Genomic DNA, 21,263 nt, shown 5'->3' on the forward strand with positions numbered 1-21,263 from the left:
GGCCGCCGCGGCGCAGCTCGCGCATCACCGCTTCGCGGATCAGCCCCTCGGACCACGGCGCGACGAAGGTCTTGATCGCGAGCCGCTTCTGCGGCGAGGTGGCGATCACCGAGAAGTCGCGAATGCCCTCCAGCGACATCGCGAGCGTGCGCGGGATCGGCGTCGCGGTGAGCGTCAGCACGTCGACCTCGGCGCGCAGCTTCTTCAGCGCCTCCTTCTGCCGCACGCCGAAGCGGTGCTCCTCGTCGATGATCACCAGGCCCAGGCGCTTGAGCTTGACGTCTTTCGACAGCAGCTTGTGCGTGCCGATGACGATGTCGACTTCGCCGCTTTCCAGCTTGCGGATGATCTCGTTGCTCTCTTTGCCACTTCTGAACCTGGAGAGCTCGGCGATCTGCACCGGCCATTCCGCGAAACGGTCGGAGAAGGTCTGGAGGTGCTGCTCGGCGAGCAGCGTGGTCGGGCAGAGGATCACCACCTGCTTGTTGTCGGCCACCGCGGCGAATGCGGCGCGCAGCGCGACCTCGGTCTTGCCGAAGCCCACGTCGCCGCACACCAGGCGATCCATGGGGGTGTCGCTCTCCATGTCGGCCTTGACCTCGGCGATGGCGGTGAGCTGGTCGGGCGTCTCCCGGTGCGGGAAGGCGTCCTCCAGCTCCTGCTGCCACGGCGTGTCCGGCGGGTAGACGATGCCGGTGGTGTTGAGGCGCTTCTGGTACAGCACCACCAGCTCCTGGGCCACGTGCTGGACCTCGGCCTTGACCCGGGCCTTGGCCTTCTGCCAGTCGCCCCCGCCCAGGCGGCTGGGGGTCGGGTCCTCGCCCCCGGTGTAGTGGCGGACGGCGTCGATCTGGTCGGACGGGACGTAGAGCTTGTCGCCGCCCCGGTACTCGAGCAGCAGGTAGTCGCGCTCGACCCCGCCGATGGCGCGGGTGACCATGCCGCCGTAGCGGGCCACCCCGTGCTGGTGGTGGACGACGAAGGCTCCGGGCCGCAGGTCGTCGAAGAACCCGGCCGTGTCCCGCTTCCGGGACCGGGGCGCCCGGTGGGCGCGACGCCGACCGGTCAGGTCGGCCTCGGCCAGCACCGCCACCTTGGCCCCGGGCAGCACGCAGCCCCGCTCCAGGGGGGCGACCCGGACCTCGACGTCGACGTCCTGGCTGCGGAGCAGGTCGGCCAGCCGGGCCGCCGAGGCCTCGGTGTCGGCCGCCACCACCAGGCGGTAGCCGTCGCGCACCACGTCGCGCACCTGGGCCATGAGGCCGGCGCCGTCGCCCACCGCCGGGTTCCAGCCCATGCTCTGCACCACCGGCGTCTCGGGCGAGTCGGCCACGTTGACCAGGGTCCAGGCCGGGGCAACAGGCGGGCCGGAGCCGGCGGAGCCGGCACCGCTAGGGCGGTGGGTGGGGTCGGCGGACGTGTGGGACAGCAGGCGGTCGAAGGGCAGGTGGAGGGCGGGGATGGCGGTGCCGTCGGGGACGTCCCAGGTGGTGCGGGCCAGGTGGCGGGCCAGGTCGGCCTCCTCGGCCAGGATGTCCTGGGCCCGGTCCCGCATGCGGCGGGGCTCGGCCAGCACCACCAGCGCCTCGTCGCCCAGCAGGTCGAACAGCACGTGCTCGCCGTCGGTCAGCCACGGCAGCCACGACTCCATGCCGTCGAAGGTGAGGCCCTCGGCCAGGCGCTCCCAGTGCTCCCGGCCCCAGGGCTGGCGGGCCACCAGCTGGGCGGCCCGGGCCCGCACGTCGTCGGTGGGCAGCAGCTCCCGGCACGGGAAGATGGCCGCCGCCGACACCGGGTCGGTGGAGCGCTGGTCGGTGACGGAGAACTCGGTGAGGCGGTCGACCTCGTCGCCCCACAGGTCGATGCGAACGGGCCGGTCCTCGGTGGAGGGGAACACGTCCACGATGGAGCCCCGCACCGCCACCTCGCCCCGGGCCTCGACCTGGGGCTCGCGGCGGTAGCCGGCGGCCACCAGCCAGCCCACCACCTCGTCGCGGTCGAGGGCCTGGCCGGGGCGGACGATGAGGGGCTCGACGTCGTCCACGTGGGGGCCGAGGCGCTGGACCAGGGCCCGGATGGGGGCCACCACCACCCGGGGGGCGTGCTGGGGGTTGCGGAGGCGCCACACCACCCGGAGGCGGTGGCCCATGGTCTCCACGTTGGGGCTGACCCGCTCGAAGGGCAGCGTCTCCCAGGCCGGGAACAGCTCCACCCGGTCGGGGCCCAGGTACGAGCCCAGGTCATGGACCAGGCGCTCGGCGTCGGCCGTGGTCGGGCAGGCCACCAGCACCGGCGTCCGGCTCCCGCCGGCCAGGTGAGCCACGGTGAGGGAGCGGGCCGCCTCGGCCACGGCCAGGATGGCGCGGGTCCGCCCCCGGACCTGGGCCAGGCCGGGCTCGTCGGCCAGCAGGGCCGGCACATCGGTGAGGGCGGTGGTGCTCACGGGGTCCAGGGGTAGACGCGACGGGGCGCCGGGATCCGACGGACCGGGCCCCGAGCGAGGATCCAACCTACCGGGCCCCGACGCGGGCGCGATCGTCGGTGGCATCCTGGGGGCATGGGCTTCGACGTGGCCACCGTGCACCTGGACGACTTCACCCAGGGCACCGGGACGGCCCGGGACGCCTTCGTGTCCACGTTGGGCCGGAGCCTGGTGGAGACCGGGTTCGTGAAGGTGGACGGGCACCGGGTCACGGCCCAGGACATCGACGCCGCCTACGCCGCGGCCCGGGACTTCTTCGCCCTGCCCACCGAGGCCAAGGAGGCCTACGTGCTGCCCAAGGGGGCCGGGGGCTACACGCCGTTCGGGCGGGAGCACGCCAAGGACAGCGAGGCCATCGACCTCAAGGAGTTCTGGCACGTCCACCAGGACGTGCCGCCCGAGCACCCGCTGTTCGCCACCTACGGGGCCAACGTGTTCCCGGCCGAGGTGCCCCACTTCCAGCCGGCCATGATGCGCCTGTACCGGGACCTGGAGGCCGCGGCCCAGACCCTGCTGGAGGCCATCGCCGTGTACCTGGACCTGCCGGCCCGCCACCTGGCCGACATGGTGGTGGACGGCCGGTCGGTGCTGCGGGTCATCCACTACCCGCCACTGCGGGAGGCCAACGTGCACGGGGCGGCAAGGGCCGCGGCGCACGAGGACATCAACCTCATCACCCTCCTCCCGGCGGCCACCGAGTCGGGCCTGGAGCTGCTGGACCGGGACGGCACCTGGCACCCGGTCGACGGCCTGGAGGGCGAGATCGTGGTCGACACGGGCGACATGCTGAGCCGCCACGTGAACCTGGCCATCCCGGCCACCACCCACCGGGTGGTCAACCCCGAGACCGACGACGTGGCCCGGTACTCGATGCCGTTCTTCTGCCACCCCCGCCCCGACGTGGTGCTCGACGCCCCGGACTCACTGGTGGGCGACGGCCCGCGCCACTTCGACCCCATCACCGCCGATGACTTCCTGGACCAGCGCCTGGCCGAGATCGGCCTGGCCTGAGGGCCGTGCACGCCCGTCCTGCGGCCACCCCCTACGAGGGCCTCGGCTTCACGCCCGTGGACGAGACCCACGGTTACCGCCTGACCTGATCGGCCACTCGGCATCCCCCAGGCGTCACGGGCCACGGGGCCGAGTCGTGTCCCCGGAGCTCTCGCTGCGTCGCCGGCCCGTGGCGTCGGGGTGGCGGTGACGAACCCGGGACCCTGGGCCGGGGGCGACGGAGCTCGGCGACGACGGTGACTCGCGGCCGTCCGGGTCCCCGGGATCGGACGAGAACCCGCCACCACGAGTGGCGCCCTCGGGGAGCCCGAGGAGGGCTCGGGTGCGGGTGGTGGTGTGGGGGCGGATGGGGTGGCGGGTGCTGGTCATGGTGCGGCCGGTGGGGCTGGTGAAGGTGACCTGGTCGTCGGGGTTGCCGGTGACGGTCCAGCCGCCGTCGTGCACGAGGTGGTGATGGGCCCAGCACAGGCCCAGCAGGTTGGGGGCGTCGGTCGGTCCCCGGTGGGCGGTCCAGTGGCGGACGTGGTGGATGTGGCGAATGGCCCGTTCGCAGCCCGGGAACCGGCAGGTGCGGTCCCGGTGGGTGATGTGGCGGCGGAGCCAGCGAGGCACGGTCCGGGACCGTCGCCCGATGCCCACCGCTCGCCCGTCCACCGTTTCGATGACGTGCTCGATGCCGGTGTCGCACAGGTAGCGCAGCACCGCGGACCGCCCGACGCTCATGTCCCCGGCCAGGCCGTTGCCCTCGGCCCCACCGGCCACGGCGTTGCCGGCCACGACCTCCGCGTCCACATGGACCACCACGGTGGTCTCGACGGTGTCGCCGTCGCAGAGGCCGTGGAGGGCATCGGCGCAACGGGCGGCGAAGGGGTCCCACAGGCCGGTCTCGGGGTTCGGGCCGGCCGCCTCGGCCAGACCGGTGAGCATCTCGTTGACCGCCACCGCCTGATCGGTCGGGAGGAACCCCCGGTAGCGGAACCCCCCGGCGTCGTGATCGGGCCGCCAGTGCAAGCACCGCCGGGCCCGGGCCTCGCAGACCTCCGCCTCCTTGACCGGCCGATGCTGACGGGCCAACACCTCCACCTGCGCCGCGGACAGCCCCGGCAGCCGGTCGGCCAGCTCTCCCTCGGTGGCCGGCGTCGCGAACCGGGTCGCCGGGCGAACCTGGTCGAACGACACCACCCCTGACGAGAACACCTCCCGTAGGGCCGGCAGCTCCTCCAGCGCGTGCGCGACGCGCACCCACTCCCGGGCATGCGCCGTGGTGATCCCACAGCGAGCCACCAGCCACGAAGCCATGTCCGTGGCCCCGTCCTCGGCCCAGTCCCGCGCCGCATCAGCCGCCACGATCACCGACCCCAACACCACCTGCGTCGCCGCCACCACCCCCGCCAACTCCATGATCACATCCCCCCGACCACCCGCCCCCACCGCCGCGAAGTCCCCCGCCGACACCCCAACCGCACCCGACTCGGAACTGCCCAGACCGGACCGATCGGCGCCACGCCCATCCACGCCAGGCCCAACCGAGCCACGCCCACCAGCAGCGGGCCCCCCGTCACCTCCCGCGCCACCCACCCCTTGCGCGTCACCGGACAGTTCCCACGGCACCTCATCGGACACGGGCTCACCTCCGGACCAGACACGCGCACCACCGGTGCGCTCCAACGACGATCACGGAGGACCGAACCAACCCCGGTCCCCGAAGGGCGACCACCACCCTACCCGAACACCAGTTCGTCCACACCTCGAGGAGGCGACATCGCGACCGCCCGTCGGCCCGGGATCTCACTGTCACACCCCCTCCTCATACTGATCTCCATGGCACGACAGCTCGATCTCCTCCCCCCCACCCCGGGCGACGACGACTGGCGCCTGGACCACGAGACCATCGAGGTCGGACGCCGGGGCCTCGCCCAGGCCCGGGCCGCCCTAGCCGCCGCCCAGGCCCGCTCGGCCGAGGCCGACCCCCACCGGCAGGCGGCCTGAGGCTGTGCAGGGTTGGGCCCCGGGCACCGATCTGGTAGGTAGACCTCACCCCGTCCCCGAGGTCACCCGATGCCTGCCTCCCCGTCCGCCCCACCTCCCGGCATCGAGGTCCTGGCCGCCGTGCTGGATCGGCGCAGCACCGCCGCCCTGGTCGAGCCCGGCCCTGACGCCGACGAGGTCGAGCTGCTCCTCCAGGCCGCGGCCACTGTGCCCGACCACGGCCGCCTCCGGCCCTGGCGCTTCGTGGTCATCGACGGCGACGCCCGGGAGCGATTCGCCGACGCCCTGGAGGACGGCGGCCGGGCCCGCGATCCGGACCTCTCCGACGGGGTACGGGCCAAGCTCCGGTCCAAGGCGTTCGTCGCCCCCACGCTCGTGGCCGTGATCGCCTGCCCCCGACCGGCCAAGGTCGAGCGCTGGGAGCAGGTGGCCTCGGCCGCCTGCTGCGGCTACGCCATCGTGCTGGCCGCCCACGCCATGGGCCTGGGCGCCATGTGGAAGAGCGTGCCCTTCCGCACCGGACCCCTCCTGGCCGAGATGTTCGACATGGAGGCCGACGACGAGCTCCTGGGCTGGGTGCTGGTGGGCACGCCGGCCGATCCCTCCGCCACCGTGGGACGGGGCCCGGCCGACCTCGGGGACCGGGCTCACCACCTCGATCCCGGGGGCCGCCTCCTCCCCCACCGGCCCGTAGGCTCCCCCCCATGACCCAGGTCGTGATCGCCGAGGCCGTGCGCACCCCCGTGGGGCGGCGCAACGGTGCCCTGTCCACGGTCCACCCCGCCGACCTGCTGGGCACCGCCCTCACCGAGCTGGTCGAGCGCTCCGGGGTGGACCCCAGCGCCGTCGAGCAGGTGGTGGGCGGCTGCGTCAGCCAGGTGGGCGAGCAGTCCTTCAACGTCACCCGCACGGCGTGGCTGTCCGCCGGCCTTCCCATGGAGGCCGCCGCCACCACCGTCGACACCCAGTGCGGCTCCTCCCAGCAGGCCACCAACGTGGCCACCGGGCTGGTGGGCGCCGGCGTCACCGACGTGGCCGTGGCCTGCGGGGTCGAGCTCATGAGCCGCATCCCCATCGGGGTCAACTCGTCCAAGAAGCTGGGCCTGGGCGTGCCCATCCCCAAGACCTACTTCGGCCGCTACGAGTTCACCTCCCAGTTCGAGGGGGCCGAGCGCATCGCCGAGAAGTGGGGCATCAGCCGCGACGATGCCGACGCCTTCGGCTTCCGTTCCCAGGAGCGGGCCGCCCAGGCCTGGGCCGAGGGCCGCTTCGACGGCCAGGTGGTCCCCGTCGACGCCCCCGACGTGGACGAGGACGGCAAGCCGACCGGCACCACCCACCACGTGGCCCGTGACGAGGGCCTGCGGGAGACCACCCGGGAGAAGCTGGCCACCCTCAAGCCGGTGGCCCGGGAGGACGGGGTCCACACCGCGGGCTCGTCCTCGCAGATCTCCGACGGGGCCGCCGCCCTCCTCCTGGCCACCGCCGAGCGGGCCGACACGCTGGGCTTGCGCCCCCGGGCCCGCATCGTCGACACGTGCCTGGTGGGGGTCGACCCGGTCCTGATGCTCACCGGCCCCATCGACGCCACCCAACGCCTGCTCGACCGCACCGGCCTGGCCATCGACGACATCGACGTCTTCGAGATCAACGAGGCCTTCGCCTCCGTGGTCCTGGCCTGGCAGAAGGAGCTGTCGGTCGACCCCGAGAAGGTCAACGTCAACGGGGGCGCCATCGCCCTGGGCCACCCCCTGGGAGCCACCGGCGCCGTGCTCCTCACCAAGGCCCTCCACGAGCTGGAGCGCACCGGGGGCCGCTACGGCCTGGTCAGCATGTGCTGCGGCGGCGGCCTGGGCACCGGCACCCTCATCGAGCGCCTGGGCTGACCCGCCCCCGCCGGGGTCGCCCCTCGGCCGACGGGCCCCGGGCCCGGCACGCGGCTCCGGCCGCCGATCCCACCCGCATCCCGCGAGGTCCGCCGTGCCGCTCCCGCCCGACCCACCGCCCTCAGCGCCGACCGCCCGACCGGCGGGCGACGCCAGCCTGCGTCCCGCACCAGCCCGACCCGAGGCCACCAGCCACCCCCGACGTCCCACCCGAGCGCGCCTCCGGGGCGGGCCAGCGGCCCGGGGGGCCCTCGTCGTCCTGGCCATCGCCGTCGGCGCCGCCTGCAGCTCCGGGCCGAGCGACGGCCCGGGCGCGGCCACGATCACCCACGTGGTCGACGGCGACACCGTCGAGCTCCGCATCGGGGGCCAGGAGGAGACGGCCCGGCTGCTCGGCGTGGACACGCCCGAGACCGTCGACCCCGACGAGCCGGTGGGGTGCTTCGGGCCCGAGGCCTCGGCCCGCACCAAGGCGCTCCTCCCGCCCGGCACCCGGGTGCGGATCACCCGCGACGTCGAGGCCCGCGACCGCTACGGCCGGCTCCTCGTCTACCTGGTGCGGGCCGAGGACGACCTGTTCGTCAACGAGGCACTGCTGTCCGGCGGCTACGCCCGGGTCCTGGCCATCGCCCCCAACGACGCCCACCGGGCCGAGCTGTCCCGGGCCGCCGGGCAGGCCCGGGCCGCGGGCCGGGGCCTGTGGTCGGCCTGCCCGCCGGAGGGGGGCGCCTGACCACGTCACCGCCTCGATATCGTCTGAGCCGTGCCCAACCTCGCCGAACGCCTGGGGTACCGGGCCGACGACCGCGTCGTCATCATCAACTGCGACGACCTGGGCTCCAGCCAGGCCGCCAACGAGGGCGTGTACCGGGCCCTGCGCGACGGGCTGGCCACCAGCGCCACCCTGATGGTGCCGTGCCCCTGGTCGCGGGCCGCGGCCGCCGGTTACCGAGGCGAGGATGTCGGCGTCCACCTCACCCTGAACGCCGAGTACGACCTCTACCGCTGGGGACCCATCACCCAGGCCCCGTCGCTCCTCGACGGTGACGGCGGCTTCCCCCGGACCGTGACCGACGCCTGGGACCACGCCGACCTGGACGAGGTCCGGCGCGAGCTCCGGGCCCAGGTGGAGCGGGCCATCCTGTGGGGCTTCGACGTCACCCACCTGGACAGCCACATGGGCACCCTCCAGCTCCGGGCCGAGTTCTTCGACATCTACCTCGACCTGGCCGTGGAGTTCGGCCTGCCCCTACGCCTGTCGGGGGCGTCGACCGAGAGCCTGATCGGCTTCCCGTTCCGGGACCTGGCCGCCCGGGAGGGCGTGGTGTTCACCGACCACTTCGTCTACGTCAACGGGGTCGGCAGCCGGGCGTCGCTGGAGGCAGCCGTGGCCTCCCTGCCACCGGGGGTCACCGAGATGTACGTCCACCCGGCCGTCGACACCCCGGAGCTGCGGGCCTTCTGCCCCGACTGGGAGTCCCGGGTCGACGACCTGGCCCTGGTGTGCGACGACGGCCCCCTGCGGGACGCGCTGGCCGCCGAGGGCGTGCACCTGGTCGGCTTCCGCCCCCTGCGGGAGCTGCAGCGGGCGGGCCGCTAGAGCTCGGTCTGCTCGGCCACCTTGGCCTGGATGGCCTTGTACTCGGGGCTCTGGGTCAGGGGCATGAGGCTCATGAGCTTGCCCATGTTGCCCGTGACCTTGACCCGGCCCTGCATGAAGGCGGCGTTGGCGTCCAGCTCGCCCTTCAGGATCTTGACCGAGTCGTCGTAGGTGGTGCTGAGGGTGAACTCGGCGTCGGCGCCGGTGCCCAGGGTGTTCTCGGTGATCTTCCCGTCCTCGATGACGGTGAGGTAGGACACGTCGCCCTCGGGGGCGCTGGTGACCACGTACTGCATGCGGGCCGAGGCCCCCGGTCGCTCCGGGAACGCCTGGGCCAGGTCCCTTTGGAGGTCGAGCCACTCCTGGGTCAGGTACTTCGCCATGACGGTCCTCCGGGTCGCTGGAGCCCCCGACCCTACAAGCCGGCGAAGAGGTCGTCCTCGGGGGTCGGGGCATCGACGGTGGAGAGGGCCCGCTCGTAGTCGTCGTACGGGTGGATGCCGGCCATGACCTCGTCGGGCAGGCCGAACCAGAACGGCGAGGCGGGGTCGATCTGGGTGGCGTGGGCCCGGAGCGCCCCGGCCCGGATGGGGTAGAGGCCGGCCACGTCGATGCTGGTGGTGATGCGGTGGTCCTGGGAGGGGCGGGCGAACCACTCCTCGCTGAACGGCGACTCCAGGCCGGCGGCCATGAACGCCTCGTGCTGGGCCACGATCCGCTGCCGGGCCCACACCGACCAGTAGACCTTGGCCACCTGCCACGGCGGGCCGGCCTCCGGGAGGAAGGCGGGATCGGCGGCGGCGGGGATGGCGGCCATGGTCACGTCGTGGACCCGGAGGTGGTCCGGGTGCGGGTAGCCGGACTGGTCCTCGCCGTAGGTGATGACCACCTGGGGCCGCTCCCGGCGGAGGATCTCGACCAGGCGGCCGACCGCCTCCTGGTGGGGGGCGCGGGCGAAGCAGGCCGGGTCCTCGTTCTCGGGGGTGCCGGGCATGCCGGAGTCGCGGTAGCCCAGCATGACCACCTCGTCGAAGCCGATGACGGCGGCCGAGGCGGCCAGCTCCTCCCGCCGCACCTCGGGCAGCCGGGCCCGTACCTCCTCGGTGTCGAGGGCGGGGTTGAGGATCTCGCCGGCCTCGCCCCCGGTGCAGCAGACCAGCACGGTGCGCACCCCGGCCCGGTGGTACCTGTGCACGGTGGCCGCGCCCTTGGACGCCTCGTCGTCGGGGTGGGCGTGGACGGTGAGCAGGCAGCGGGGGGCGTCGTCGGAGGCCATGGTCCGCCCAAGCTAGAGGCCGCGCCGGTCGACGCCGACCGGGAACGCGGCGGATGGCGCCGGGCAACGGGGAGTAGGTTCGCAGCGAGGAGGTGGGCATGGACGACCCGAGCACGTGGCGGTGGATCTGGCTGATCGCCACCGGCCTCTTCGCCGGCGGCGAGATGGCGGTGGCCGGCTCGTTCTTCCTGGCGCCGTTCGCGGTGGGCGCCGCGGTGGCAACCGTGCTGGCCTTCGTGGACGCCCCCGTGGTGGCCCAGTGGGCCGCCTTCGTCCTGGTCTCCGGGGGCAGCTTCGCCGCCTTCCGGCCCCTGGCCCGGCGACTGGACGCCTCCACCCCCAACCAGACCGTGGGGTCGACCCGCATGACCGGCCGCACCGCGGTGGTGCTGGAGGAGATCCCGACCCACGGTGTGGGCCTGGTCCGCGTCGACCGGGAGGAGTGGCGGGCCGAGAGCGACGACGGCCACGCCATCGCCGCCGGGGGCCGCGTCACCGTGGTCGAGGTGCGGGGCACCCGCCTGATCGTGGAGCCCACCGGCTCGCTGCGGCCCCGTTACACCCCGCCGGGCCTGCCCCTCGACCCCCCACCCGCCCCGCCGCCCGCTGACCCGTCACCCTGAGGAGACCCCGTGGGAACCGCCCTGCTCGCCGTGCTCGTCGTCGTCGCCGTGCTCCTGTTCATCTACGTGGTGTCGGGGGTCCGCATCGTGCGGCCCTTCCAGCGGGGCGTGAAGGAGATGCTGGGCAAGTACCAGGAGACCGTCGACCCCGGCCTCCGGCTCATCATCCCGTTCGTCCAGTCGATCCGGCTGGTCGACATGCGGGAGCAGGTGGTGGACGTGCCGCCCCAGGAGGTCATCACCTCCGACAACGTGGTGGTCTCGGTCGACGCCGTCGTCTACTACGAGCCCACCGACCCGCAGCGCCTGATCTACAACGTGGCCAACTTCCTGCTGGCCGTGACCAAGCTGGCCCAGACCAACCTGCGCAACGTCATCGGCGAGATGCCCCTGGACGACGCCCTGACCAGCCGGGAGAAGATCAACGTCGACCTGCGGCTGATCCTCGACGACGCCACCGACAAGTGGGGCGTGCGGGTGGTCCGGGTGGAGATCCAGCGCATCGACCCGCCGCCGGACGTCATGCACTCCATGCACGAGCAGATGAAGGCCGAGCGGACCCGGCGGGCCGTGGTCACCGAGGCCGAGGGTCGACGCTCGGCCGCCGTCACCACCGCCGAGGGCGAGAAGGCCTCGGCCATCCTGCGGGCCGAGGCGGTCAGGCAGCAGCAGATCCTCCAGGCCCAGGGCCAGGCCGAGGCGGCCCGGGCCCTGGCCGACGCCGAGCGCTACCGGCAGCTCACCGTGGCCGACGGCGAGGCCGAGGCCATCCGCGAGGTGTACGGCGCCATCCACGAGGGCGATCCCTCGGCCGACCTCATCGCCATCAAGTACCTGGAGGCCCTGGCCCGCATCGCCGACGGGCAGGCCACCAAGATCTTCATGCCGGCCGAGCTGACCGGCCTGGCCGGCTCGGTCAGCGCGGTGACCGAGCTGCTCAAGGGAGCCGGCGACATCGAGGCCGACGGCGGGCCCGACGCCCGGCGGGCCCGAGCCGACCGGGCCGCGGCCAACCGGGACGAGCGGGCCGCCCGCCGGGAGGCCGACCGGGCCGAGATCGCGGCCCAGTCGGCGCGACGGGCCGAGGCCCAGGCCCGAGTGGTGGCCGAGGCCGAAGCCCTGGCGCCACCGGTGGTGCAGTCGGCGCCCCCGGGCATGCCGCCCATGGACCTGGAGCCGTCGCTGCCGCCCGTGCCACCTCCCGGGCCGGTGTGAGCGAAGCCTGACGCGCATCACCCCCGGGGCGGACCCCAGGGGTGATGCGTCGATGGGCTCGACCCTCGCGCCGCCGTCGGGTTGAAAGGGCCCGGTGGTCTCCGGGGCGACGTCACCGTCGAGGGGCCGGCGATCCCGGCAGGTCATCTCCTCGGCGGTGGGCCGTCCACGGAACGCATCCGTGGGTCCCTCGAAACGGAACGGGCGGTGATCTCGCCCACCTGGTTGTCAAGGTCCGATCCGGGACTGCACCTTCCCTGATCGGTGACTGCCGTCACCATCCTCCTCCGGCGCCGGGTCGTCAACCCCCGAACGGCCGCGCGAGGAGGGGACGCCTCAGTCGGTCTCGCCCACCACCGCGGCCAGGCGGTCGGCCTTGCGGGACTGGTACGACGCGAAGGCCAGGGCGCCGACCAGCGGCAGCAGGATCTGGCCCAGCACGAACATCACCGCGATGACCCCGAAGGACGAGATCAGCAGCGTCCGGCTGCGGCTGGGCCGGGTCAGGGACCGGGCCGCGGTCCCGACGACCAGGAGCAGCACCAGCGAGAAGCCGATGATGACCGGCGGGCTCAGCACCTCGGTCAGCCGCTGGGAGCCGAACTCGACCGGGTCGCGGTCGAGGAACTCCTCCAGCCGGGCGTCGCCCTGGGCCTCGGTGCCGGGCTGGGCCCGGACGACCATCTCGCCGTAGCCGTCGAAGGCGAAGCGGGGGGCGAGGGGCACGACCAGCAGCATCACCGAGGCGATCACGGCCAGGGCCACGGCCACGAACGTGGCCCGCCCTCCGGGCTGGGCCATGCGGCGGACGATCTCACCCCGCAGGCCGGCGGGCACGTCGTCCTCGTCGAGCTCGAACACCACCGACTCACGGGGCTGGGGGACCCGGGCGGGGCGCGCCGGGGCGTCGTCGCCGCCGGTGGGCCGGGCCCGGGGCGGGAACAGCTTGCCCAGCAGCCCCCCGGGGGCCGGGGCCGGGTTGGCGCTCCGGCTGGGCCGGCCGTCGCGCCCGGCGCTGGCGGCCCGTCCCGAGCTGGCAGCCCGGCCGGAGCTGGCGGCGCGGCGCGTGGGCCGGCCGGTGGGCTCGGCCCGTCGGGCCCCCTGGGTGCGCTTCTGCCGGTTGACCCGTTCCTGGCGGTTGCGGGCCTGACGGCGCCGCTTGGCCGCGTCCTTGTCGCTCACCTGGTGCGGGCTCCGGGCTCGTGAGGACGGTCGGTCACGGCCACGAACCTACCGAACGCCTCCGCCCCGGGCCGCATGGACGACCCCGGCGCCGTCAGCCGGCCAGGGCCTCGCCCGCCGCCACCAGCAGCTCGGGGGTGAGCGGGTTGTCCTTCGCCGTGGGGTAGAGCGCGGTCAGGGCGGTGACGGTGGAGCCGACGCGGACCACGGCGGCACTGCTGGTGGCCTCGCCGGACTCGATGACGATGAGGAGGCCGTCGTCGCCGGCCTCCACCTCCTGGATCTCGCCGTCGGGGAGGCAGGTGTCGTTGCTGTCGATGAGCGCCTCCACGAAGGCCTCGGCCTCGGCCTCCTGGGCGAAGGCGAGGACGGCCTGGGTGACCAGCTCGCCTTCGTCGCCCTGGCCCCGGGTGAGGGCCTGCGAGGCCTGGTCGGCCCAGGTCTCCTCCAGGGTCACGTCCTCGCACAGCTCACCGCTGAAGGCCCCGTTGCCGAGGGCGGAGTCGAGGGCGAAGCCCTCCCCGACCTGCGCGGGCTCGATCAGGAGGGCCTGGAGGTCGGCCGGTCCGGTGACGGGCGGGGCCGCGGTGGTGGTCGTCTCGTCGGGCAGGGTGGTGGTCGCCTCGCCGGTGGTGGTCGTCTCGCTGTCGGCCTCGGTGGTCGTCTCCCGATCGGCCTCGGTGGTGGTGGTCGTGGTGCCGGCATCCCCCTCGCGGTCGTCGCCGCACCCCGTGATCCCCAGGAGGAGGGCGAGGGGGAGGACCAGGGCCAGGCCGGCACGGGTGGCACGGGGAGGGATCACGGGGACTCCTGGAAGGGGCAGGGGATGAAGGATCGGCACCACTCTGGCCCATCGGGACGAACCGGAGGCACCACTGGGCGGGGTCAGTAGCCCGAGCCGCCGTTCTGGCCCAGGGCCCACAGGGCGGCCGCCGCCACCAGCACCACCAGCACCAGGCCGATCAGGCCTCCGACCAGGAGGCCGGTGCGCGAGCGCTCGGCCGGCTCCCGCGGGCGCCGGCGCGCCGGCTCGCGGAACGGGTCGCCCAGCTCGAAGGCTGCGGCTTCGGCCTCCGGGTCGGGGTCGGGGTCGGGGTCGGGGTCGGGTTCCGGGGCGGGTGCCGCGGGCGCTGGCACCGCAGGGGGAGCGGAGGCCGGGGGGCCGTCGGCCAGTCCCAGGGAGCGGGCCTCCCCGCAGGCCGGGCAGGTGATGCGGCCCGGTTCGAGGGCGGCGCCGCAGTGGGCGCAGGGCGGGGGGGCGGGCGCGCCGTCGTCGTCGGTGCTCACCATCCCCCCCATGATCGGCGGCCCGGCCCCGATCGTGAGCCCGGGCCCCGCTCAGCGGAAGTCCCGGCTGCGGGCCGGGACGTCCATGTCGAGGGCCACGATGTGCTCGGCCAGGACGTTCACCACCCCCTCGGCCCGCTCCAGGCGCCCGGTGACCAGCAGGGCCGGGGCGGCCGTGGCCACCCGGCGGAAGCGGATCCAGCACCCCCGGGAGACGACCACGTTGACCAGGCCGGTCTCGTCCTCCAGGTTCACGAAGATGGTCCCCCCGGCGGTGGCCGGACGCTGCCGGTGGGTGACCACGCCGGCCACCCGGACCCGGGGCGGGTGCTCGGGGTCGGGGACGGGGTGGGTCAGGAGGTCGGTGGCCACCACCACCCCCCGCCGGGCCAGCGCGTCCCGCCGGAAGGTGGTGGGGTGGCCATCGGCGCTGATGCCGGTGGCCCACAGGTCGGCGGCGGCCTGGGCCGCGGGGGCCATGGGTGGCAGGGGCGGGGGGGGCGGCGCCGGTGACGATGCCGGGCAGGCGGTCGGGGCCGGACTGGGCCACGGCCCCGACGGTCCACAGGGCGCCCCGCCGGCTGGAGCCGAAGCAGTCGAGGGCCCCGGCGGTGGCCAGGGCCTCCAGCACGGCCAGGGACACGCCGGTGCGGCGGGCCAGGTCCTCGGCACCGGCGTAGGGGCGGCCGGCGGCGATGGTGTCGGCCAGCTCCGTGCTCACCCCCCGCACCTCGCGCAGCCCGAGGCGCACGGCCGGGCCGCCCACGCCCCAGGTCTCGGGCCGGACGCCGGGGCCCCCACCGGGGACGTGACCCGGAGCCACGCCGTCGACCTCCAGGGTGGCGCCGCCGGCCGAGGCGTTGACGTCGGGGCCCCGCACCGGGACCCCGTGGCGGCGGGCGTCGCGCACCAGGGAGTGGCGGGAGTAGAAGCCCATGGGCTGGGCGTTGAGCAGCCCGGCGCAGAAGGCCGCGGGCTGGAAGCGCTTGAGCCACGACGAGGCGTAGACCAGGTAGGCGAAGCTCACCGAGTGGCTCTCGGGGAAGCCGTAGTCGGCGAAGGCGGCCAGCTTCTCCCACAGCTCCTCGGCCACGTCGGCGGGGACGCCCCGGGCCACGGCCCCGTCGCAGAACCGGCGGCGCAGCACCTCCATGCGGCGCTGGCTGCGCTTGGACCCCATGGCCTGGCGGAGCTGGTCGGACTCGGTGGGGGTGAAGCCGGCCACGTCGATGGCCAGCTGCATGAGCTGCTCCTGGAACAGGGGGATGCCCTTGGTCTTGGCCAGGGCCCGCTCGCACAGGGGGTGGGGGTAGGTCGCCTCCTCCTCCCCGTTGCGGCGCCGGATGTAGGGGTGGACCGAGCCGCCCTGGATGGGCCCGGGGCGGATGAGGGCCACCTCGACCACCAGGTCGTAGAACTCCCGGGGCTTCAGGCGGGGCAGGGTGGCCATCTGGGCCCGGGACTCGACCTGGAACACGCCGATGGAGTCGGCCCGGCACAACATGGCGTAGACCTCGGGGTCCTGGGGCAGCTCGGCCATGGTCAGGTGCTCGCCCGACCAGGCCCGCACCGCGTCGAAGGCGTGGTGCAGGGCCGAGAGCATCCCCAGGCCCAGCAGGTCGAACTTGACCAGGCCGATGGCCGCGCAGTCGTCCTTGTCCCACTGGAGGACGCTGCGGTCGGCCATGCGAGCCCACTCGACGGGGCACACCTCGACCACCGGGCGGTCGCACATGACCATGCCCCCGGAGTGGATGCCCAGGTGGCGGGGGGCGCCCACCACCTCGGCGGCCAGCTCGACCACCGCCGGGGGCATGTCGGCCTCGATGGCCACCCCGCCCGGACCCTGCACCGTGCCCTCGGGCCCGGGCCGCAGGCCCCCCCAGTGGTCGAGCTGCTTGGCCCAGGCGTCCTGCTGGCCGGGGGCGTAGCCCAGGGCCCGGGCCATGTCCCGCACCGCCGAGCGGCCCCGGTAGCTGATGACGTTGGCCACCTGGGCCGCGTGCTGGCGGCCGTGCATGTCGTAGACGTGCTGGATGACCTCCTCCCGCCGGCCCGACTCGATGTCCAGGTCGATGTCGGGGGGGCCGTCGCGCTCGGGGGAGAGGAAGCGCTCGAACAGCAGGCCCAGGTCCACGGCGTCGGCCGCGGTGACGCGCAGGGCGTAGCAGACGGCCGAGTTGGCCGCCGAGCCCCGGCCCTGGCAGTAGATCCCCTGTCGCCGGCAGAAGTCGACGATCTCCCACACCACCAGGAAGTAGCCCGGGAAGCCGAGCGTGCCGATGAGGGCCATCTCGTGGTCGATCTGGGCCCAGGCCCTGGCGGCCGGGCCGATCGGCGGGCGGGGCCCGTAGCGCTCCAGGCCCCCCCGCTCGACCAGGTGGCGCAGGTAGGTCATCTCGTCCAGGGGTCGCCCGTCGGGGCCGTCGGGGCACGGGAAGGGCGGCAGCTGCGGGGCCACCAGGTGCAGGTCGAAGGCCAGGTCCCGGCCCAGCTCGCCGGCCCGGGCCACCACCCCGGGGAAGCGGGCGAAGCGGCGGGCCTGCTCGGCCCCGGAGCGCAGGTGGGCGGTGCCCCCGGCCGGCAGCCAGGGCTCGTGGTCGTCCAGGCTGCGGCGCTCGCGCACCGCGGCCAGGGCGGAAGCCAAGCGGCGCCGGCCCGGGGTGGCGTAGCGCACGTCGTTGGTGGCCACCACCTCGACCCCGGCCCCCCGGGCCAGGGCGGCCAGCGCATCGTTGCGGTGGGCGTCGAGGGGGTGGCCGTGGTCCCACACCTCGACCCGCACGTGGTCGGCCCCGAAGGCGTCGACCATCTGGGCCAAGCGGCGGCGGGCGGCGGCCGGGCCCCCAGCCTCCAGGGTGGCGGGCACCACGCCGTCGGCGCCGCCGGTGAGCACCACCCACCGGCCCTCGCCGGCCGGGCCCGCCCCCCGACGGCCGCCAGGTCGGCCAGGGTGAGCCGGGGGGCGCCCTTGCTGCCGGCCATCTGGCCGTGGCTCACGGCCCGGGCCAGGCCGGCGTAGCCCCGGGGGCCGCGGGCCAGCACCACCACCCGTCCCTCGGCGGGGCCGTCGCCGGGCTGGTCGACCAGGCCCAGGTCGGCCCCGAACACGGTGGGCACGCCCACCGCGGCGGCGGCCTCGCACTGGCGGACCACCCCGTAGAGGCCGTCGCGGTCGGTGAGGGCCAGGGCCTCGAGCTCCAGGCGGGCCGCCTCCTCGACCAGCTCCTCGGGGTGCGAGGCCCCCGCCAGGAAGCTGAAGTTGGACCGGCAGTGGAGCTCGGCGTAGGCCGGGCCGGGGGGCGGGGGACGGCGGCGGGCCAGCCGGTCGGCCAGGTCGGGCGGGGGCTCGTAGACGCCCCGGTGGCTGGACCAGGCCGGGCCGTCGCCCCCGTCGGTGGGCACGCCCAGGTGCTCCCGCGGGCCAGTGCGGCCCGAGAGGGTCCGCTCGATCTCCGACCACGGGCGCACGGGGTTGTGGAAGCCCATGGCCCGATGGTAGCGAACGTCTGTTCCCTGGTGTTGGGCGGCGGCGGGGCCGGGGACGGCTCGCTACCCTGGCGGGGTGGCACTCGTGCTCCTCGCCCTCCTCGTGGCCGGGGCCGCCGCCGTGCGGTCCACCTGGTCACCCTGCGGCCTCTCCATGCTCTCGACCATCACCCCCATGGCCGAGCGGGCCCGGGGGCACCGCTACGGCGTGACCGCGGCGTGGTTCGTGGTCGGCGCCGTCCTGGGCGGGGCCACCCTGGGCCTGGCCGCCGCCGCCCTGGCCGCTGGCGTCGCCGCCCTCGACCTCTCGACCACCACCGTCCTGGGCGCCGCCGCGGTGGCCGCCACCGGGGCGGCCCTGGTCGACGCCGGGGCCTTCGGGCGCCGCCCGCCGTTCTTCCGCCGCCAGGTGGACGACGCCTGGCTGTCCACCTACCGGGCCTGGGTCTACGGCGCCGGCTTCGGCTGGCAGATCGGGGTGGGCCTGGCCACCTACATCATGACCGCCGGGGTGGTCCTCACCGTGGTGCTGGCCGTCCTCACCGCCTCGCCGGCCACGGCCTTCGCCGTCTCGGTGGCCTTCGGCCTGAGCCGGGGGCTCGTCGTCCTGCTGGGGGCCCGCCTCCGCTCCCCCGCCGCCCTGGGCGCCCTGCACGCCCGCCTCGACGCGCTGGAGGCGCCGGTGCGCTGGGCCGTGGTGGCCGTCCAGGCCGCGGTGGCGGTGCTGGCTGCCGTCCTGGCCTGGGGCCCGTTGGCCGCGGTGGTCGTGGTGGCGGCCTGCGCCGTGGGCCTGGCCGTCCGCCTCCCCCTGGGCCTGCGGCCCGAGCCGGCCGAGGCCCCCGCCTCGTCCTGAACGGCCCGTCGGCGGCGGCCCGCCCCCGGAACGAGAACGCGTTCTAGTCTGGAGGGGCCCGCCGCCGAAGGAGAGCCCCGTGGCCGACATCCTCGAAGGCCTGGACCTGACCAGCCCGGACCTGTACGCCCAGCGGGTGCCCCTGGAGGAGTTCGCCCTCCTGCGCCGCACCGCCCCGGTGTGGTGGAACGCCCAGACCCCCCAGCAGCACAGCTTCGACGACGGGGGCTTCTGGGTGCTGTCCCGCCACGAGGACGTGAAGGCCGTGTCGTGCGCCCGCGATGGGTGGTCGACGGCCGAGAACGGCTCCATCGTCGCCTTCGAGGGCGACATCGGCCGGGACGCCCTCGACCTCCAGCGCCTCCTGCTGCTCAACATGGACCCGCCGCACCACACCGAGGTGCGGGGCATCGTCTCCAAGGGCTGCTTCACCCCCCGGGCCATCGGCAAGCTGGAGGACGGGCTGCGGGAGCGGGCCCATCGCATCGTGGCCGAGGCGGCGGCCCGGGACGACGGCAACTTCGTGACCGACATGGCCGCCGAGCTGCCCCTCCAGGCCCTGGCCGACGTGGTGGGCTTCCCCCAGGAGGACCGGGCCCGCATCTTCGAGTGGTCGAACACCATGATCGGCTCGGCCGACCCCGACTTCGAGGGCGACCCCGAGGCGTCGGCGGCCGAGCTGCTGGCCTACGCCTACGCCATGGGCGAGGAGCGCCGGGCCTGCCCCATGGGCGACGTGGTGACCCGCCTGGTGGAGGCCGACTCCCCGGACGGGGCGCTGTCGCCCGAGGAGTTCGGCTACTTCATCCTCATCCTGGCCGTGGCCGGCAACGAGACCACCCGCAACGCCATCACCCACGGCATGCAGGCCTTCTTCGACCACCCCGAGGAGTGGGCGCGGTTCAAGGAGGAGCGCCCGGCCACCGCGGCCGACGAGATCGTGCGGTGGGCCACCCCGGTGGTGGCCTTCCAGCGCACGGCGACGGTCGACCACGTGATCGGCGGCCAGGAGATCGCCGCCGGCCAGCGGGTGGGGCTGTTCTACGCCTCGGCCAACCGGGACGAGGAGGTCTTCGCCGAGCCCGACCGGTTCGACATCGACCGCGACCCGAACCCCCACGTGGGCTTCGGCGGCGGCGGCGCCCACTTCTGCATCGGGGCCAACCTGGCCCGCATGGAGATCGGCCTGATCTTCGAAGCCATCGCCGACCTGGCCCCTGACATCGCCCCCCTGGGCCCACCCCGCCGCCTGCGCATGGGGTGGCTGAACGGGGTCAAGGAGCTGCCGGTCCGCTACCGCTGACCGTCCCGCCCGCCCAGATCGACCTGGGCGCCGCTCAGCGGGCCCCGCCCACCGTGTCGGCGGCCACGGCCTGGCGACGGCCGAGGGGCTTGGGCCGGCCGGCGGTGGTGTCGCGCCGGGTCTGGCGCTCGGCCTCGGCGTTCACCTCGGCCCCCACGACCACCACGAGGGCCGAGATGAGCAGCCACAGCATGACCACCACCACCGCGCCCAGGGACCCGTAGGTCTCGCCGTAGGACCCGAAGTTGGCGGTGTAGATCGAGAAGGCGATGGAGGCCACCACCCAGGCCACGGTGGCGAAGATCGTCCCGGGCGCCGTCCAGGCCCAGCGGGCGTTGTCCCGGTCCGGGGCCCAGCGGTAGAGGATGGCCAGGCCGGCCAGCAGGCCGAGGCCCAGGAGGGGCCAGCGCAGGACGGACACCGCCACCCGGGCTGCGCCCCCGAGCGAGGTCTCGGCCAGCGCCGCCGGCAGCACGGCGATCAGCCCCAGGGCGACCACCAGGAAGGCCATGGCCCCGACGGTGAGGGCCAGGGCCAGGCCCCGAACCTTCAGGAAGCCCCGGCTCTCCTCCTCGTCGTAGGCGGTGTTGATGGCGGTGATGAGGTGCTTCATCCCGCTCGACGCCGACCACAGGGCGACGAGGACGCCGACCACGGCGGCCACGCCCAGGCCGCCCCGGGAGCCGTCGGTGATGGAGCCGAGCTGCTCGGAGACGAGGTCGCGGACCTCGGCCGGCGCGGCCGAGAGCAGGTCGCCGACCTGGCGATCGATGTCGGCCGGGTCGGCCACCAGGCCGTAGATCGAGACCAGGGCCACCAGGCCGGGGACCAGGGAGAGCAGGGCGTAGAAGGCGACCCCGGCGGCCAGCAGGACCACGCTGTCGCCCTTCACCTCCTCCTTGGTGCGCAGGAGGATGTCCCTCCACCCCCGGGCCGGCACGTCCTGGGGCCGGTCCGCCTCCCGCCCCCGAGCGGGGCCGGAGGCGGCACCGTCCTGGTCGGTGGTCGGACCGGACGTCCGGCGGTTGGTGGTGGCGGGCATGGGTCCTCCAGCGGCTCGGCGGCGC

Annotated in this window: 17 protein-coding genes and 2 pseudogenes; 10 read left to right on the forward strand and 9 right to left on the reverse strand. The window is 74.7% G+C overall.

Going from position 1 to position 21,263, the window contains the following annotated elements:
* Window positions 1–2,443 (reverse strand): DEAD/DEAH box helicase (locus tag VEW93_05525; GenBank protein ID HYI61248.1); only part of this gene is annotated, 2,443 nt, incomplete at its 3' end.
* A 114-nt stretch (window positions 2,444–2,557) separates the two neighbouring features.
* Here VEW93_05525 and VEW93_05530 point away from each other — a divergent pair.
* The gene (locus tag VEW93_05530) at window positions 2,558–3,493 is read left to right on the forward strand and encodes a 2-oxoglutarate and iron-dependent oxygenase domain-containing protein (protein HYI61249.1); all 936 of its coding nucleotides are present in this window, start codon (window positions 2,558–2,560) and stop codon (window positions 3,491–3,493) included.
* Window positions 3,494–3,607: 114 nt separating this feature from the next.
* Here the strand turns inward: VEW93_05530 and VEW93_05535 are convergent, their stop codons facing one another.
* On the reverse strand, window positions 3,608–4,894 hold the full coding sequence (locus tag VEW93_05535; protein ID HYI61250.1) for a DUF222 domain-containing protein: 1,287 nt from the start codon (window positions 4,892–4,894) through the stop codon (window positions 3,608–3,610).
* 420 nt (window positions 4,895–5,314) lie between these two features.
* Between VEW93_05535 and VEW93_05540 the strand changes: the two genes are divergently transcribed.
* The 5 genes from VEW93_05540 (at window position 5,315) to VEW93_05560 (ending at window position 8,968) form a co-directional block, all read left to right on the forward strand.
* Complete coding sequence (locus tag VEW93_05540) at window positions 5,315–5,482, forward strand: hypothetical protein (GenBank protein ID HYI61251.1); 168 nt, start codon at window positions 5,315–5,317, stop codon at window positions 5,480–5,482.
* 69 nt (window positions 5,483–5,551) lie between these two features.
* Window positions 5,552–6,190 (forward strand): nitroreductase, encoded by a 639-nt coding sequence (locus VEW93_05545; GenBank protein ID HYI61252.1) that lies wholly within the window; start codon window positions 5,552–5,554, stop codon window positions 6,188–6,190.
* On the forward strand, window positions 6,187–7,368 hold the full coding sequence (locus VEW93_05550; protein HYI61253.1) for a steroid 3-ketoacyl-CoA thiolase: 1,182 nt from the start codon (window positions 6,187–6,189) through the stop codon (window positions 7,366–7,368). Before VEW93_05545 ends, VEW93_05550 begins: the two co-directional genes overlap by 4 nt.
* A 331-nt stretch (window positions 7,369–7,699) precedes the next feature.
* Window positions 7,700–8,101, forward strand: coding sequence for a thermonuclease family protein (locus VEW93_05555; protein HYI61254.1), 402 nt, complete (start codon window positions 7,700–7,702; stop codon window positions 8,099–8,101).
* 30 nt (window positions 8,102–8,131) lie between these two features.
* Window positions 8,132–8,968, forward strand: coding sequence for a polysaccharide deacetylase family protein (locus tag VEW93_05560; protein ID HYI61255.1), 837 nt, complete (start codon window positions 8,132–8,134; stop codon window positions 8,966–8,968).
* Here the strand turns inward: VEW93_05560 and VEW93_05565 are convergent.
* Both VEW93_05565 and mca read right to left on the reverse strand, forming a co-directional pair.
* Window positions 8,965–9,351: an SCP2 sterol-binding domain-containing protein gene (locus VEW93_05565; protein HYI61256.1), complete on the reverse strand. Its 387-nt coding sequence runs from the start codon at window positions 9,349–9,351 to the stop codon at window positions 8,965–8,967. The genes VEW93_05560 and VEW93_05565 overlap by 4 nt on opposite strands.
* Window positions 9,352–9,383: 32 nt before the next feature.
* Window positions 9,384–10,244 carry a mycothiol conjugate amidase Mca gene (gene mca / locus VEW93_05570; GenBank protein ID HYI61257.1) on the reverse strand — a complete coding sequence of 287 codons (861 nt, stop codon included), beginning with the start codon at window positions 10,242–10,244 and terminating at the stop codon, window positions 9,384–9,386.
* 98 nt (window positions 10,245–10,342) lie between these two features.
* Between mca and VEW93_05575 the strand changes: the two genes are divergently transcribed.
* Together VEW93_05575 and VEW93_05580 are read left to right on the forward strand one after the other, a co-directional pair.
* A complete protein-coding gene (locus VEW93_05575) occupies window positions 10,343–10,867 on the forward strand; it encodes an NfeD family protein (protein HYI61258.1) in 525 nt (174 codons plus the stop codon).
* 9 nt (window positions 10,868–10,876) lie between these two features.
* On the forward strand, window positions 10,877–12,082 hold the full coding sequence (locus VEW93_05580; GenBank protein HYI61259.1) for an SPFH domain-containing protein: 1,206 nt from the start codon (window positions 10,877–10,879) through the stop codon (window positions 12,080–12,082).
* 336 nt (window positions 12,083–12,418) lie between these two features.
* Here VEW93_05580 and VEW93_05585 read toward each other — a convergent pair whose 3' ends face one another.
* From VEW93_05585 to VEW93_05600, 4 genes and pseudogenes are all read right to left on the reverse strand, one after another.
* Window positions 12,419–13,264 (reverse strand): hypothetical protein, encoded by an 846-nt coding sequence (locus VEW93_05585; GenBank protein HYI61260.1) that lies wholly within the window; start codon window positions 13,262–13,264, stop codon window positions 12,419–12,421.
* Window positions 13,265–14,602: 1,338 nt separating this feature from the next.
* Complete coding sequence (locus VEW93_05590; GenBank protein ID HYI61261.1) at window positions 14,603–15,031, reverse strand: OB-fold nucleic acid binding domain-containing protein; 429 nt, start codon at window positions 15,029–15,031, stop codon at window positions 14,603–14,605.
* A gap of 82 nt (window positions 15,032–15,113) precedes the next feature.
* Window positions 15,114–17,450: pseudogene (locus VEW93_05595) on the reverse strand (error-prone DNA polymerase).
* Window positions 17,451–17,515: 65 nt separating this feature from the next.
* Window positions 17,516–18,040: pseudogene (locus tag VEW93_05600) on the reverse strand (PHP domain-containing protein).
* Between the two features lie 76 nt (window positions 18,041–18,116).
* Here VEW93_05600 and VEW93_05605 point away from each other — a divergent pair.
* Window positions 18,117–18,893, forward strand: a complete 777-nt coding sequence (locus VEW93_05605) for a hypothetical protein (GenBank protein HYI61262.1) — start codon at window positions 18,117–18,119, stop codon at window positions 18,891–18,893.
* A gap of 79 nt (window positions 18,894–18,972) precedes the next feature.
* Window positions 18,973–20,196, forward strand: coding sequence for a cytochrome P450 (locus VEW93_05610; protein HYI61263.1), 1,224 nt, complete (start codon window positions 18,973–18,975; stop codon window positions 20,194–20,196).
* A 34-nt stretch (window positions 20,197–20,230) separates the two neighbouring features.
* On the opposite strand, the gene VEW93_05615 is transcribed toward VEW93_05610, so the two are convergent.
* On the reverse strand, window positions 20,231–21,238 hold the full coding sequence (locus VEW93_05615; protein ID HYI61264.1) for a YihY/virulence factor BrkB family protein: 1,008 nt from the start codon (window positions 21,236–21,238) through the stop codon (window positions 20,231–20,233).
* Window positions 21,239–21,263 lie beyond the last annotated feature (25 nt).

It is taken from the genome of Acidimicrobiales bacterium (assembly GCA_035630295.1).
Taxonomy (GTDB): Bacteria; Actinomycetota; Acidimicrobiia; order Acidimicrobiales; family Iamiaceae; genus Iamia.